We start from the raw sequence: 13,922 nt of genomic DNA on the forward strand, positions 1-13,922 counted from the left end.
AGACAGCCCTGCCAGGCGTCAGATACGCAGACGAGTCAGAACCCCGCGACACACCAAGGCAATCACCGATACGCCCGTTGCGCGGGCTACTCGATCAGCAGGGGACGCGGTGCCGCTGCGCAGGTGTGGGGGGGGTGGTGATCATGCTGGTCGAGTAGCCCGCAGGGCGTATCGAGACCCGCCATCGCCAGGCCGAGGGTCCTCCGCTTCATGCGGGTCGAGTAGCCCCGCAGGGGCGTATCGAGACCTTCCCCGTCGGCGCAGTGCCTCCTCCACAGCCCCAGTTCGGCCCCCGATCGTCCCTTTGCGCCCTTGAGCCGGCCCGCGTGTCGGTAGTCCTTGATTCAATACTCGTATGACGGATTTCGGATCGACAGAGGCAGTGCTCGCGCACCTGCGCGTGCTCAGCGACCGTGCCGCCGCGAACGCCCGCGCCGCAGCCCAGCCGCGTCTCGCCGAGGCCCGATACCTCTACGACTTCCATCGCACTGCACTCGCCCATCCCGACGCCTTCGCCCGCGGCGCGACCCCCAGCGAGACCCGCGACCTCGTCGAGCGCTCCATCCGCGCGGAGCTCGCCGTCGCGGAGGGCTTGTCGGAGCAGGTGATCGCCCGGCGTCTCGAGAACGCGCAGCTGCTCTTCGAGCACCTGCCACTCATGCGCGCCCTGCTCGCGCAGGCGCGCCTGCACTGGGAGGAAGGGGAGGCGATCTGCTCGACCGCCAGCAGCCTCCCCGAGGGGTCCCGCGCCACTCTCGATGAGCGCGTCGCGGAAGCGGCGCCGTCGATGACGCTCACGCAGCTGCGCCGAGCCCTGCGCCGCTGGCGGGAGGAGCTGCACCAGGAGTCCCTCGCGGCGCGGCACGCCCGCGCCCGGACGGACCGGGCCGTGTGGGTCACGCCGGACGTGGACGGAATGGCGACGCTGTGCGTGTACGGGCCAGCCCCTGCGGTGATGGGGGCTTACGACCGCGCCGACCGGATGGCCCGTTCTCTGCGCGATGCGGGAGATGAGCGCACGCTCTCGCAGCTTCGCGCGGACGTCGCCGTGGATCTCCTCTGCGACGGCGACATCATCGGCACCACTCCCGACGCCGAGGACCGCCCCGACCCGACGTTCGTTCCCGGTGTCCGGGCGGAGGTGCGGCTCACGCTCGCGGCGTCCACGGCCGTGGATCTCGATGACGAGCCCGCTGAGTTGGACGGCTACGGCCCCGTCCCTGCCGACGTCGCGCGGGAGCTGATCCGGACGGCGGCGTCGTTCACCCGGGTGCTCACCGAACGGGACACCGGTGCCGTCGTCTCCGTCGGCCGGACCCAGCGCGTCCCGCCGTCACGGATGCGGCTGCACCTGCAGCTGCGGGATCAGACCTGCCGCTTCGCCGGCTGCTTGCGCACCGCCGCACGCAGCGAGGCCGACCACACCCTCGAGTGGCGCAACGGCGGCGAGACCTCCCTCGAGAACCTCGTCTCGCTCTGCACGGCGCATCATCACCTCCGGCACGGCGACCGATGGACCTACACGAAAGGTGACGACGGAACGATCGTGTGGACGACGCCGACCGGGCGGCGCGTCAGCAACCGGCCGCCCCCGCTGCCGGGGCGGCCGCCGGACCTGCGGCCGCGACCGCATTTCGTCGACACACCGCCGCCGTTCTCACGGTGGTGGATCTCGATACGCCCGCGATGCGGGCTACTCGATCAGCATGCAGCTCGCGCAGACCACTTCGGGCGGTTCGGCACGGGCTCGCGCTTGCTGGTCGAGTAGCCAGCGGGGCGTACGAGGCCCACCGCGATCGGGCGCGCCTCCGCCGAGGCGCACAGGGGAACCCCAGAAAGGTGCCAGGCGGCGCATCGGGTCGGAGCCGTAGGCTCGGTGCGTTCTGAAACCGCTCCCACACCCCGGGGCGGCGACCCCCACGACGCCAAGGACGACGCCGATGAACCGCATGCCGAGCAACCGCACCACCGTGATCACCGCGCTGGCCTGCGGCCTGCTGCTCTCGACCGGAGTGGCCGCCCAGGGCGCCGCCGCCGACACGGCCGCCGCGTCGCTCGAGGACCACCTCGGCCCGGACAGCGCCGCGGGCGACACGCTGCTGGTGAACGGGCGCGCGTACCCGCTGCAGTAGCGCGGACCACGGGGCGATCCGGCTCATCGTCGCGCCGCCCAGGACGAGAAGCGATCGCTCGCGGGCGGGGGCGACGGAGACCTGATGTCTCTTCGCTGTCGGATCCTCCCGCTGTGCGCAGCTCCGTGTCCCCGGGGCAAGGACGCGGGGCGAGATCAGGGCGAGTAGTTCCGCTCTGATTCCTCCGAGAGGCCATCCGGTTCACCGCGGAACCGGGGGTTGGTCGGGGGGCACACCCCAGTAACGGCGCGGAAACAGCGGCGACCGTCCTCGAGAAGAGGACAAAACGGACCCCCCGAAGTGGGTCATTTGCGGACCCTGTGAATCTCATCACACTGAGCTGCCTTCGCAGGACCGCAGATCCATGGACGACCAGCAGGCGCAGCACCATCACCCGAATCGCCGCTCGTCTTGGAGTCCCCATGCCCTCACCTCAGCCTGCCCGTTCGCGCCTCCTGGCGCCCTTGACCGCCCTCGCCGTGGGCCTCGGACTGCTGGTCGCGCCGGCAGCCGCAGCATCGGCGGAGGAGCAGCCGCAGACGACCATCGCGGGGACGTGGCACACGGAGGGGCCTGTCGTCGCGACTCCTCCGAGCTCGTCCGCTCGCCAGACCGGCGCCGCAGCAGCTCCTCCGGTCAACGACGACCGGGCGAACGCGACGAACATCCCGTCGCTGCCCTACTCGTCCTCGGGGGCCCCCTACGACGGCGCGACTCTCGAGCCGGGCGAGGAAGCGAACTGCCGCACGACCGATCCGGACAACTCCGAGTACCCGACCGACGGCTACGACTCGATCTGGTACAAGTACACCTCCGACAAGCGCCAGACGCTGAGCTTCTCGGCCGCGATCACCGGGCAGTACAGCCTCGTCAGCGCCTACGTCGACGGACCCGTCACGCCGGCCACCCGCCTCAGCTGCAGCGAGACCGACTACCGCCGCACGAACTACCTGCAGGCTCAGGCCGGGGTGACCTACTACTTCCAGGTCAGCGCGCGCGAGTCGTGGGACGGCGATGCTCCCTCGGGCACGGCGAGCCTCACCGTCACCTCGAGCGCCGCGATCCCGAACACGACCTACTCCACTGCGACGGCCGTCACCGCTCTGCCCGCCACCATCACCACCACGAACGCGAAGGTCGACTTCAACTGGTACCAGCCCTACTCCGGCTGCGACTACAACGCGTTCATGGGGTCGCTTTGGTACAAGTACACGCCGACCAGCACGGCGTCCGTCCGCGCCGACGTCGGCAGCAGCGCCATCGAGGCGAACGTCGGGGTCTACTCCTCCGACGGCACGACTCCCGGACAGCTCCTCGAGTGCCCGGTGGGCCAGTCGGTGGAGCCGGAGGGCTACAGCTTCTCGCGGGACCGCGCGAACACGCACTTCGTCGCCCAGGCCGGCAAGACCTACTTCATCCAGGTGTCCGGCTTCGAGTTCAATTCGGGCCCCATCACGCTCCAGCTCACCAAGGTCGGGACACTGACGTCGGCAGCTCCGACGGTGACCGGGTCCGGCGCGGTCGGCGACACTCTCACCGCGGTCCCCGGCACCTGGGGACCCCAGCCCGTCGAGCTCAGCTACCAGTGGCTGAGCGGGACCTCTCCCATCAACGGGGCGACCGAACCGCAGTTCGTCGTGCGCGACAACGAGCTCTACAACGGTGAGGTCAGCGTCCGCGTCACCGGCACGAAGGCCGGGTACGCCCCGTCCGCGCGGGTCAGCGCTCCGGTACCCGTCACCGAAGGCTCGCTCACGAACTCGGTGCCGACCGTGACCGGGTCCGCTGCGATCGGCGGGACGCTCACCGCGAACCCCGGCAACTGGGGCCCCGAGCCCGTCAACCTGGCGTACCAGTGGAAACGCAACGGCACCGCGATCGCGGGCGCGACGGGGAGCAGCTACGTCGTCACCTCCGCCGACTCCGGCACCGCGCTGACCGTCAGCGTCACCGGCACGAAGTACGGCTACACGACCGCGACCCGCACGAGCTCGGCCACCCAGGTCGGGCTGCCGCTGCAGACGCTGATGCCGACGCCGACGATCACCGGCAGCACCACCGTCGGGTCGACGCTCACCGCGAATCCGGGCACCTGGGACTCGGGCGTGACGCTGAGCTACCAGTGGAAGAAGAACGGCGGCACCTACATCTCCGGTGCCACCGCGAAGACGTACGTCCTCAAGGCGAGTGATGCCGGAGCGACGCTGACCGTGAGCGTCACCGGCACCAAGACCGGGTACTCGCCCGCCACCAAGACCAGCGCGACGACCGCCGCCGTCACCAACGGCGCGGTCATCACGGGAGCCACGCCGACCATCACCGGCACCGCGACCGTCGGGCAGAAGCTGACCGCGGTCCCCGGCACGTGGACGCCCTCGCCCGTCACGCTCGCCTACCAGTGGCAGCGCAACGGCACCGCGATCAGCGGAGCCACCGCGAGCACCTACACGCTCGTCGCGGCCGACGCCGGCGCGGCGATCACCGTCGCCGTCACCGGCACCAAGTCCGGCTACACCGCCGTCACGAAGACCAGCGCCGCGGTCACCGCGAAGGCCGCGCTGCAGACGCTGATGCCGACGCCGACGATCACCGGCACGACGAAGGTCGGCTCGACCCTCACCGCCAACTCCGGGACCTGGGACGCGGGCACGACGCTGACCTACCAGTGGAAGAAGAACGGGGGCACCTACATCTCCGGCGCCACCGCGAAGACCTACGTGCTCAAGGCCTCCGACGCCGGCGCCACGATCACCGTCTCCGTCACCTCCACGAAGACCGGCTACTCCCCCGCCACCAAGACCAGCGCCACCACCGCGCTCGTCACCGGCGGCGTGCTGACCGGCGCGACCCCGACGATCACCGGGACGGCGAAGGTCGGCCAGACCCTCACCGCGGTGCCCGGGACCTGGAGCCCCGCCCCCGTCACGCTGAGCTACCAGTGGAAGCGCGGCGGAACGGCGATCTCGGGCGCGACGTCGGCGACCTACAAGACGGTGTCGGCGGACGCGGGCAAGGCGATCACGGTGACGGTCACCGGCACGAAGGCGGGCTACACGACGCTGAGCAAGACCAGCGCGGCCAAGACGGTCGTGAAGTGAGGCGCCGCGAAGTGAGCACCGACGCGAAGTAATCCCCCGGACACCTGAGGGAGGCGCGGGCGTGCGAGGCTTGATGGTCGCCGCCCGCCCCTCCTCCCTCAGGACACCGTGAACACCCCTCCGCGCACCAGCTCCAGCACCCGCACGACCTCCCCCGCAACCTTCCCCTGGATCGGCCTGCTCACGCTCGCCGGCGCCGTCTTCGTGTCGGTGACCAGCGAGTTCCTGCCGACCGGCCTCATCCCGGACATGTCACGGGACCTCGGCGTGAGCATCCCGCTGACCGGTCAGCTGGTGACGATCTTCGCGGCGACCGTCGTCATCGCGACGACGCCGCTGACGCTGGTGACGCAGCGGTTCTCGCGGAAGAGCCTGCTCCTCGTCGCGCTGTGCACGATCGCGGTCGCGAACGTGCTGGCCGCGCTCGCGCCGACGTTCGCGCTGCTGGTCGGCGCGCGCATCCTCGGCGGACTCGCGCACGGACTGTTCTGGGCGATCGTCGCCGCCTACTCGGCGCACCTCGTCGCTCCGGAGCACCTCGGCCGGGCGACCGCGATCACGGCCGGCGGCGGCTCGGCGGCCTTCGTCCTCGGCGTGCCGGTGGGCACCGCGCTCGGCCACGCGTTCGGCTGGCGTCCGACGTTCGCGATCCTCGGCGCGATCGTGTTGCTGCTGGCGCTGCTCGTCGTGAAGTTCCTGCCGGCGGTCGATCACAGCATCCCGCTGCGCACCGGCGAGATCCGGCTGCCCGCCCGCAAGGACCGCAGCCTGCCGCGCATCATCGGCGTGTGCGTGGTCATCCTGCTGGTGCTGATCGGCCAGAACACGCTCTCGACCTACGTCACGCCGTGGCTCGAGAACGCGTCGTTCTCCCCCGACAGCGTCCCCCTCCTCCTCTTCGCGTTCGGCGGCGCGGGCGCGGTGGGCCTCGTGCTCGCCGGCTTCGCGACCGACCGCTTCCCGCGCTCCGGCTTCGTGGTCGCGGCGATCGCCGTGGTGCTCGCGCTGGTCGCGCTCGGCCTGGCCGCCGGCTCGCAGGCCACGGTCGCGATCGTCGTCGCGGCGATCATCTGGAACATCGCGTTCGGCGGCATCCCGGCGATGCTGCAGACGCGGATGCTGCGCACCTCCTCGTTCCAGCTGCGCAGCCTCGCCGCGGCGCTGCAGACGACCGCGTTCAACATCGGCATCGGCGGCGGCGCGATCGTCGGCGGGCTGACCATCGACCTGAGCGGACTCGATCTGCTGCCGTGGGTGGCGATCGTGATGATCGCGGTCGGGCTCGTGGTGAGCCTGATCGTGGAGGCGCGCTCGTCGGCGGCGGTGCGGCGGGAGCAGGCCGCGGCGGTCCGCTAGGGCGAGGCGTCTCCTCCCCGCGGACGACGACCTGCCCGACGAGTGTGGGATAGCGTGAAGCGCATGAGTCAGAGCACGATCCCCGTTCCCGGGCAGCCGTACTACGGTGCTCCTCCGCTCGCCGCGATCCGGCGCTTCTTCTCGCAGTACGCGCGCTTCCGCGGCAGGGCGAGCCGCGCGGAGTACTGGTGGATCATCCTCGCGGGGACCCTGCTGAACCTCGCGCTGCAGCTGATCGACGGCTCGGAGCCGGGGCTGCAGCTGTCGTTCACGCCGTTCCGCTCGGGCGAGCTGGACTTCGCAACGCCGTGGGTGGCCGTGCTGGCCGGGGCGATCGCGCTCGGCACGCTGGTGCCCTCGCTCGCGCTGATCTGGCGGCGGCTGCACGACGTGAACCGCAGCGGGATGTGGATCTTCGCGCTGTTCATCCCCATCGCGGGCGCGGTGTTCCTGCTGATCCTGTTCGTGCTGCCGCCGCGGCCGGAGGGGACGCGCTTCGACTGATGCTCGCGGTGTCGCTCGCGCCCTCTACGGTGAGGGCGTGACTGCGCGCGGCAACGACTTCGACGCCCTGCGGCTGGTCGCCGCGCTGATGGTCGTCGTCGGGCACGGCGCGGTGCTGCTGGGCGAGCCGGCGCCGCGGCTGCTCGGGCTGCCCGTGCACTCGCTCGGGGTCTCGGTGTTCTTCTGCGTCAGCGGGTTCCTGATCGCGGGGAGCATGGAGCGCGCGCCGAGCGCGGGGCGGTTCGTCTGGCACCGCGTGCTGCGGATCTTCCCGGCGCTGATCGTCGTGGTCGCGCTGAGCATGCTCGTGCTCGGGCCGCTGGTGACGTCGCTGCCGGCCGGGGCGTACTTCTCGTCCGGGCAGACCTGGGCCTACGCGCTCAACGTGCCGCTGCTGGCGCAGTACGAGCTGCCGGGCGTCTTCGACTCGGCGGTGCACGCGCGGCCGGCGGTGAACGGCTCGCTCTGGACGCTCGGGGTGGAGTTCTGCTGCTACCTCGGGGTGCTGGCGCTGCGGTGGGTGCCGGGGCGGGGGCGGGCTCGCGGGGTGCTCGCGGTGCTGGCGCTCGTGGGGCTCGCGGTGGTGACGGAGCTGGGCGGAGCGCTCGGGTCCTCCGCGGAGCTGTGCGCGTTCTTCGCGGCGGCCGCGGCGGTGCGGCTGCTGGTGCCGGCCGCGTGGCTGCGCTGGCCGGCCGGCGTCGTGGCGCTCGCGGTGCTGCTCCTCGCGGCCGGGACTCCGCTGCAGCAGGTGGCGCTGTGGGTCGCGCTGCCGGTGCTCGTGATCGTGGTGGGCACCGGATCGCTGCCGGTGCTGCGGCGGGCGGCGCGGTTCGGCGACTTCTCCTACGGGCTGTACCTGTGGAGCTATCCGGTGCAGCAGCTCGTGCTGGAGGTGCTGGGGCGGCTGCCGATGGCGGCGGACCTGGCGCTCGTCGTGGCGGTGACGCTCCTGCTCGCGGTGGCCTCGTGGTGGCTGGTCGAGCGGCCGGCGCTGCGCTGGAAGGACCTGCGGTGGAAGGACGCGCGGCTGTCGGGGCGCTCCATGCTGATCGAGTAGCCCGCGCAGCGGGCGTATCGAGATCCGCCGGTGCCAGGACGTGAGTCTGCAGACCCGACCTGCTGACGAGGGCGGGTCTCGATACGCCCCTTCGGGGCTACTCGACCAGCATGAATTCGGCGCTGCCGTATCTTGCGCCCATCGCCCTGCGGAGCTGCTCGATCAGCGCGGAGGGCCGCCGGTGCAGGGTCGGTTCATGCTGATCGAGTAGCCCGCGGAGCGGGCGTATCGAGATCCGTCGGTGCCGGGACGTGAGTCTGCAGACCCGGCCTGCTGACGACGGTGGGTCTCGATACGCCCCTCCGGGGCTGCTCGGCCAGCAGAGAGGGCAGCCCTGCAGGGGCTACGCGCACCAGTCGCGGGAGACGCCGTTCACGCTGCGGGAGGTGTCGCCGGTGCCGAGGTCGACGAGGACGGTGGAGGTGGCGCTGAAGCCGGGGACGTCGGGGTAGTCGTCGGGGACGCCCTCGGCGGAGACGGCCTCGACGGCGGCGAACTGGCCGTTGGGCGAGAGGCAGACGCCGCGGATGCGGCCGGTCGGCGAGGTGCGGAAGATCTCGGTGGTGCCGCTCGCGTCGACGCGGACGACGGAGTACTGGGCGGTGCCGGTCTCGGGCGAGTAGTCGGCCTCGAGCTCGAGGTAGCTGGAGGAGTCCAGGAGCAGCAGCTGCACGGGCGAGGTGGTCGGGCCGACGTCGGCGGGCGGCAGGGCGAGCGTCTCGACGGAGCCGTCGGCGAGGTCGATCACGGAGCCGGAGTCGGGGTCGGCGACGACCAGCCGGTTCGCTCCGGGGACGAAGCCGCGCAGCTCGGCGTGCTGGCCGAGCGGGCTGATGGTCCCGGGGGTGAGCAGGTCGACGAGCAGCACGGTGTCGTCGAGCGAGTGGGTGACGACGGAGGTGGTGCCGGGCACGAACATCCAGTCGGTCGCGCGCAGCGGGCCGCCGTCGATGCCGGTGATCGGCACGGCCTCCGCCTTCTGGTCGGTGAGGTCGTAGGCGTAGAGCGCGCGGTCGAGCGGGCCGGTGGGCGCGGAGCCGGTGAAGGTCCAGCCGAGCACGCCCTTCTCGGGCGAGGCGTGCAGCTCGCGGACGACGCCGGGGCCGGGCAGCGGGATGACGCCCTCGGAGCCGGTGTCCAGGGTCAGCGTGCGGATGAGGGTCGTGTCGTCGGGCTCGAGCGTCACGACGACGAGCACGGGGCCGACGACGGCGTAGTCCTGGATCCGGTCCGCCGTGTAGAGGACGCGGGTGTCGCCGCCGGAGAGCGGGCGGACGCGGATCGCGTCGGGCTGGGCGGGATCGTCCGCGGTGCGGTCGAGCGTGTAGAGGTCGGGGTCCTTGGTGGTGAACGCGGCGGAGAGGTCGGACTCGGCGCCGGTCGCGGTGCCCTGCGCGTCGTCGATCGCGATCTCGTACTCGGTGGCGTAGCGGAGGGTGTCGTCGAAGGTGACGGTGAGCACGCCGCCCTCGAGCTCGGCGGTGTGCGGGGTCTCCGGAGTGATGCGCACCCGGTCGAGGGCGTCGGGCTCGATCGCCTGGTCGAGGTGCACGCGGGCGCGGCCGCCGTCGCGCTCGACGACGCCGGAGGTGCTGACCTCGAGCGAGGCGACGCGCGGGCCCTTGGCGATCGTGGCGGCGGTGAGGCCGCCGACGGCGAGGACGAGGACGGCGGTGACGCTCCAGAAGACGCGGGAGAACGCGCGCTCAGTAGACATAGGGCATCGCCGGCTCGTCGATCGGCGTCACGACGTCGGGCTCGAGGACGACCGCCTCGGCGCTGGTGACGCTCGGGTTCGCGCCGAAGCCGCCGGTCACCTCCAGCCACTCGCCCTCGGTGTACGTGTCGGCCCAGCCCGGCTGGTGGATCGGCACGCCGACCGGCTGCGCGTCGACGGCGCAGCAGGTGACGATGAAGCGGGCGACGTAGAAGACGTTCTCCGGGTCGCTCGCGTCGGGGGTGACGAAGCCGCTGACCGTCGCGGTGCGGCCGGCCAGGAACTGCTCGCTCGCGCCCTGGCGCAGGAGCGTCGCCCAGTCGCGGACGGTGAAGGACGCGGTGTCGCCGGTGGGCGCCTGCGCGGTGACCGAGGCGTCGACCGCACTGGTGTTGACCTCGCGCTGGGTCGCGGTCGAGGCGGTCAGCGCGGCGGGCGGCACGACGAGCAGCGCGACGGCGGCGCAGGCGATCACCGCGAGGCTCCCGAGCGCGGCGAGGCCGGCCCGCCAGCGGCGGCGCGGGGCGTGCTCGTGGAGGTGGTCCTCCGCATGCCCGTCGTCCTCCTCCGCCCCCGGCACGATCGCGAAGGCGCAGATCAGCAGCACCGCCGCGACGGTGGCGAGGATCACCGAGAACTCGAAGTAGCGCGGATGGATGTAGAGGCCGAGGCGGCCGGTCGCCGCGAGCCAGAGCGTCGAGACGACGCCGATCAGGCTGAGGACGACGCCCTTCCAGCGGGCGAGCAGGCGCTCAGAGCGCATGGTTCACCGCCAGGCCGAGGACGGCGGCGCAGAGGCCGACCAGCGCGGTGATCTGCACGAGGGTGCGCGCGGAGAAGGTGGTGCGCAGCAGCGCGAGCATCTTGATGTCGATCATCGGGCCGAAGACGAGGAAGGCGATGATGCCGCCGGGCAGGAACGTCGAGCCGAAGGAGAGGACGAAGAACGCGTCGACGTTGGAGCAGATCGAGATCACGAAGGCGAGCACCATCAGCGCGAGCACCGACCAGAGCGGGTCGCCGCCGAGAGTGGTCAGCACGTCGCGCGAGACGCCGACCTGGATCAAGCCGGCGATCGCGGCGCCGACGAACAGCGCCGGCAGCATCGCGCCGGTCTCCTCCGCGAAGAGCAGCACGCTGCGGCGGGCCTTGGCGCGGACGGTGCGGGAGGGCCGCTCGCCCGCCTCGCAGGCCGCGCGGAACCGCGGGGTCAGCAGCGCCATCGGGTCGGTGTGCCGGCTGAAGATCCAGCCGACCAGGTTCGCGATCACGAAGCCGCCGACGATGCGCCAGACCAGGATCCCGTCGGCCCAGCCGAAGGCCTGGTAGGTCGTGACGATGGTGATCGGATTCACGATCGGCGCCGCGAGCAGGAAGGTCATCGACTCCGAGACGGACAGCCCCTTCACGATCAGCCCGCGCGCGAGCGGCACGTTGCCGCACTCGCAGACCGGCAGCAGCACGCCGAGCAGCGAGATCACCAGGCGGCGCGGCAGGGCGCGCTTCGGCAGGATCCTCAGCAGCACCGCCTCCGGCACCCAGAGCTGCACGGCGATCGAGAGCACGATGCCGAGGAAGACGAACGGCAGCGACTCGATGACGACGCTGATCGCCAGGGTGAGGAAGTCGCGCACGGCGTCGGAGAGGACGTCGCCCGCGGCGTCGGGCGAGAGGACGCGGAGGAGCGCGGCGGCCGCGACGAGCGCGAGGCCGAGGCCGACCCGGCGGAGGAGGACAGCGCGGCGGGCGAGGACGGAGCGGTCGCTTCCGGGCGGAGTCGTTCCGCGCTCGGAGGTGGCGGTCGCCCTGTCGATCGTCATCCGGACCATCGTAGGCGGGCGGCACTCACCGCGCGCCGGGCACCGGACGCCCCGGCAGCCAGCACCGCACGGCGTCGCGGTAGCGCCGGAACTCGGCGCCGAACCGCGCCTCGAGGTCCGCCTCCTCGAGCGGGCGCACCGCGAGATTCCACACCAACGCGCCCAGCAGCGCGTAGACCACGACCAGCCAGGAGGACAGCAGCAGCCCGACCGCGACGCCCTGGCCGATCCCCGCGACCGCCATCGGGTTGCGCACCCAGCGGTAGGGGCCGGCGATCACGAGGCGGTTCGTCATCGCGACAGGCAGCGGGGTGCCGTCGCCGAGCAGCGACATCGTCGCCCCCGACCACAGCCCGAGCGCGCTCGCGAGCACGAGCAGCGCGAGGCCGACCGCGCGCAGCGGCTCCGGGAACGCGACGGCGAGCCCCCAGCGCGACTCCAGCGCCGCGACGACCAGCGGGATCACGACGAGCGCGCCGCCCCAGAACACCGCGATCTGCCCGAGCGTCGCCGCGAGGTGCGCGAGCGGCGTCCGGCCGCGGGCGGCGAGCCGGAAGGCGAACGGCCCGGAGGCGAGCCAGCGCGTCGGGATGCGCCCGAGCGTCAGCAGGCAGAGCGCCGCGACCGAGCCGCCGGACGCGGCGAGCATCAGGAGGACGCCCCGGCCGGCCTCGCCGGTGACCGTCGCGACGACGGCGAGCGCGACGGTGACGAGCAGGGTCCAGACGGTCGCGGTCCACGCCGCCCAGCGGAGTCCGAGCGCCGCGACGGCGGAGGCGCCGACGAAGAGCGGCAGATCGAGCACGGCGACCGGCACCGGATCCAGCGGCCCGAGCGTCGCCAGCCGCACCGCCGGGACGAGCGCGACCGCCAGCCACCAGGCCGCCCCGCCGAGCGCCTGCACGGTGAAGTAGACGCGCCCCCACCGCACGGCCGCCCCTCGATGCATGGCAGCAGAGTACGGCAGCGCGGTGGCGGGGCACGCGGGTGCAGGATGAGCGCATGACCCTCCTCCGCGTCCGGATGCGCCCGCGCGCCGTCGACGAGCCGCACCGGGTGTCGTCGCCGCTCGAGCTGCTCGTGGACCTGACCTTCGTCGTCGCGATCGCGCAGATCGCCGCGCAGCTCGCACACGCGACGGAGGAGGGGCACCTCGGCGAGACGGTGCTCCCCTTCGCGATGGTGTTCTTCGCGATCTGGTGGGCCTGGATGAACTTCACCTGGTTCGCCTCCGGCTACGACACCGACGACGTGCCCTACCGGCTGCTCACGCTCGCGCAGATGGGCGGGGTGCTCGTGCTCGCGGCGGGGGTGCCGACGGCGTTCGAGGAGGGCGACTTCACGGCGATCACCGTCGGCTACGCGATCATGCGGTTCGCGCTGGTCAGCCAGTGGCTGCGGGTCGCGGTGTCGACGCCGAGCCAGCGGGTCTCGGCGCTGCGCAGCGCGGGCGGGTTCTCGCTCGTGCAGGTCGGCTGGCTGTTGCGGCTCCTCCTGCCCGAGCAGTACGGAGTGGTGAGCTTCGTCGTGCTGGCGGCGCTCGAGCTGGCGGTGCCGCTGTGGGCGCTGCGGGCGGGCGAGTCGAGCTGGCATCCGCACCACATCGCCGAGCGCTACGGGCTGTTCACGATCATCCTGCTCGGCGAGGGCGTGCTCGCGGCCGTGACCGGGGTGCAGCAGGCGGTGACGGAGTCGGGGGTGAGCCTCTCGCTCGTGGTCGTCGCGGCCTGCGCGCTGGTGATCGTCTTCACGCTGTGGTGGCTGTCGTTCCTGCACCCCTCGGGCGAGCTGCTCGAGCGGCGGCGCGACCTCTCCTTCCGCTGGGGGTACGCGCACTTCGTGATCTTCGCGGCGCTCGGCGGTCTGGGCGCCGGCCTCGAGTCGGCGGTCGCGGCGACGGCCGGGCACCTGGAGGCGAGCGACACCGTGATCGGCGCCGCGGTCGCCGTGCCGGTCGCCGCCTTCCTGGTGATGCTGTGGGCCGTGCACCTGCCGCTCGCCGAGGGCCGCCCGCTCCGCGCCGCCCTCGTCCTGCCCGCCGCCCTCGCGGTGCTGGCGACCCCCCTCCTGGCCGCGCCCCTCGGCGTCGCCGCCGCCCTGACGGCGATCGCCCTCCTCTGCGCCGCCCTGGTGGCCACCGCCCTGACGCCCACGCGGGTCTGACCCCCGCCGCGCGATGCCACTTGTGCACGCGACACGCCGTGAAAGGCGTGCACAAGTGGCATCTCGATGGCCGGA

Annotated in this window: 11 protein-coding genes; 7 read left to right on the plus strand and 4 right to left on the minus strand. The window is 72.3% G+C overall.

Features of this window, described 5'->3' with window-relative positions; all coding sequences use genetic code 11:
• Nucleotides 1-658: 658 nt before the first annotated feature.
• From MT353_RS12710 to MT353_RS12735, 6 genes are all read left to right on the plus strand, one after another.
• Complete coding sequence (locus tag MT353_RS12710; protein ID WP_243624708.1) at nucleotides 659-1,768, plus strand: HNH endonuclease signature motif containing protein; 1,110 nt, start codon at nucleotides 659-661, stop codon at nucleotides 1,766-1,768.
• A 172-nt stretch (nucleotides 1,769-1,940) separates the two neighbouring features.
• Entirely contained in the window at nucleotides 1,941-2,132 is a 192-nt protein-coding gene (locus MT353_RS12715) for a hypothetical protein (RefSeq protein ID WP_123444478.1), read from the plus strand.
• Nucleotides 2,133-2,596: 464 nt separating this feature from the next.
• Entirely contained in the window at nucleotides 2,597-5,230 is a 2,634-nt protein-coding gene (locus tag MT353_RS12720) for a hypothetical protein (RefSeq protein ID WP_243624709.1), read from the plus strand.
• 108 nt (nucleotides 5,231-5,338) lie between these two features.
• Entirely contained in the window at nucleotides 5,339-6,586 is a 1,248-nt protein-coding gene (locus MT353_RS12725; RefSeq protein ID WP_243624710.1) for an MFS transporter, read from the plus strand.
• 63 nt (nucleotides 6,587-6,649) lie between these two features.
• Nucleotides 6,650-7,090, plus strand: coding sequence for a DUF805 domain-containing protein (locus MT353_RS12730; protein ID WP_243624711.1), 441 nt, complete (start codon nucleotides 6,650-6,652; stop codon nucleotides 7,088-7,090).
• A 37-nt stretch (nucleotides 7,091-7,127) separates the two neighbouring features.
• Nucleotides 7,128-8,147, plus strand: a complete 1,020-nt coding sequence (locus MT353_RS12735) for an acyltransferase (protein ID WP_243624712.1) — start codon at nucleotides 7,128-7,130, stop codon at nucleotides 8,145-8,147.
• A 343-nt stretch (nucleotides 8,148-8,490) separates the two neighbouring features.
• On the opposite strand, the gene MT353_RS12740 is transcribed toward MT353_RS12735, so the two are convergent.
• From MT353_RS12740 to MT353_RS12755, 4 genes are read right to left on the minus strand one after another with little or no spacing between them, the layout of a single operon-like run.
• Nucleotides 8,491-9,864 carry a hypothetical protein gene (locus MT353_RS12740; protein ID WP_243624713.1) on the minus strand — a complete coding sequence of 458 codons (1,374 nt, stop codon included), beginning with the start codon at nucleotides 9,862-9,864 and terminating at the stop codon, nucleotides 8,491-8,493.
• Entirely contained in the window at nucleotides 9,854-10,627 is a 774-nt protein-coding gene (locus MT353_RS12745) for a TIGR03943 family protein (RefSeq protein ID WP_243624714.1), read from the minus strand. The genes MT353_RS12740 and MT353_RS12745 overlap by 11 nt, the downstream gene beginning before the upstream one ends.
• The gene (locus MT353_RS12750; RefSeq protein ID WP_243624715.1) at nucleotides 10,617-11,684 is read right to left on the minus strand and encodes a permease; all 1,068 of its coding nucleotides are present in this window, start codon (nucleotides 11,682-11,684) and stop codon (nucleotides 10,617-10,619) included. Before MT353_RS12750 ends, MT353_RS12745 begins: the two co-directional genes overlap by 11 nt.
• A gap of 25 nt (nucleotides 11,685-11,709) precedes the next feature.
• On the minus strand, nucleotides 11,710-12,633 hold the full coding sequence (locus tag MT353_RS12755; RefSeq protein WP_243599694.1) for an isoprenylcysteine carboxylmethyltransferase family protein: 924 nt from the start codon (nucleotides 12,631-12,633) through the stop codon (nucleotides 11,710-11,712).
• A 53-nt stretch (nucleotides 12,634-12,686) separates the two neighbouring features.
• On the opposite strand from MT353_RS12755, the gene MT353_RS12760 reads away from it, so the two are divergent.
• Nucleotides 12,687-13,847, plus strand: coding sequence for a low temperature requirement protein A (locus MT353_RS12760; RefSeq protein ID WP_243624716.1), 1,161 nt, complete (start codon nucleotides 12,687-12,689; stop codon nucleotides 13,845-13,847).
• Nucleotides 13,848-13,922: the final 75 nt, after the last annotated feature.

The sequence above is a fragment of the Rathayibacter sp. VKM Ac-2927 genome, assembly GCF_022815525.1.
Classification (GTDB): domain Bacteria; phylum Actinomycetota; class Actinomycetes; order Actinomycetales; family Microbacteriaceae; genus Rathayibacter; species Rathayibacter festucae.

Bases quoted from the DNA above. Each gene is read 5' to 3' on its own strand.
- MT353_RS12710 (WP_243624708.1), top strand. From the start codon at position 659: ATGCGCGCCCTGCTCGCGCAGGCGCGCCTGCACTGGGAGGAAGGGGAG.
- MT353_RS12715 (WP_123444478.1), top strand. From the start codon at position 1,941: ATGAACCGCATGCCGAGCAACCGCACCACCGTGATCACCGCGCTGGCC.
- MT353_RS12730 (WP_243624711.1), top strand. From the start codon at position 6,650: ATGAGTCAGAGCACGATCCCCGTTCCCGGGCAGCCGTACTACGGTGCT.
- MT353_RS12740 (WP_243624713.1), bottom strand. From the start codon at position 9,864: ATGTCTACTGAGCGCGCGTTCTCCCGCGTCTTCTGGAGCGTCACCGCC.
- MT353_RS12745 (WP_243624714.1), bottom strand. From the start codon at position 10,627: ATGCGCTCTGAGCGCCTGCTCGCCCGCTGGAAGGGCGTCGTCCTCAGC.
- MT353_RS12750 (WP_243624715.1), bottom strand. From the start codon at position 11,684: ATGACGATCGACAGGGCGACCGCCACCTCCGAGCGCGGAACGACTCCG.
- MT353_RS12755 (WP_243599694.1), bottom strand. From the start codon at position 12,633: ATGCATCGAGGGGCGGCCGTGCGGTGGGGGCGCGTCTACTTCACCGTG.
- MT353_RS12760 (WP_243624716.1), top strand. From the start codon at position 12,687: ATGACCCTCCTCCGCGTCCGGATGCGCCCGCGCGCCGTCGACGAGCCG.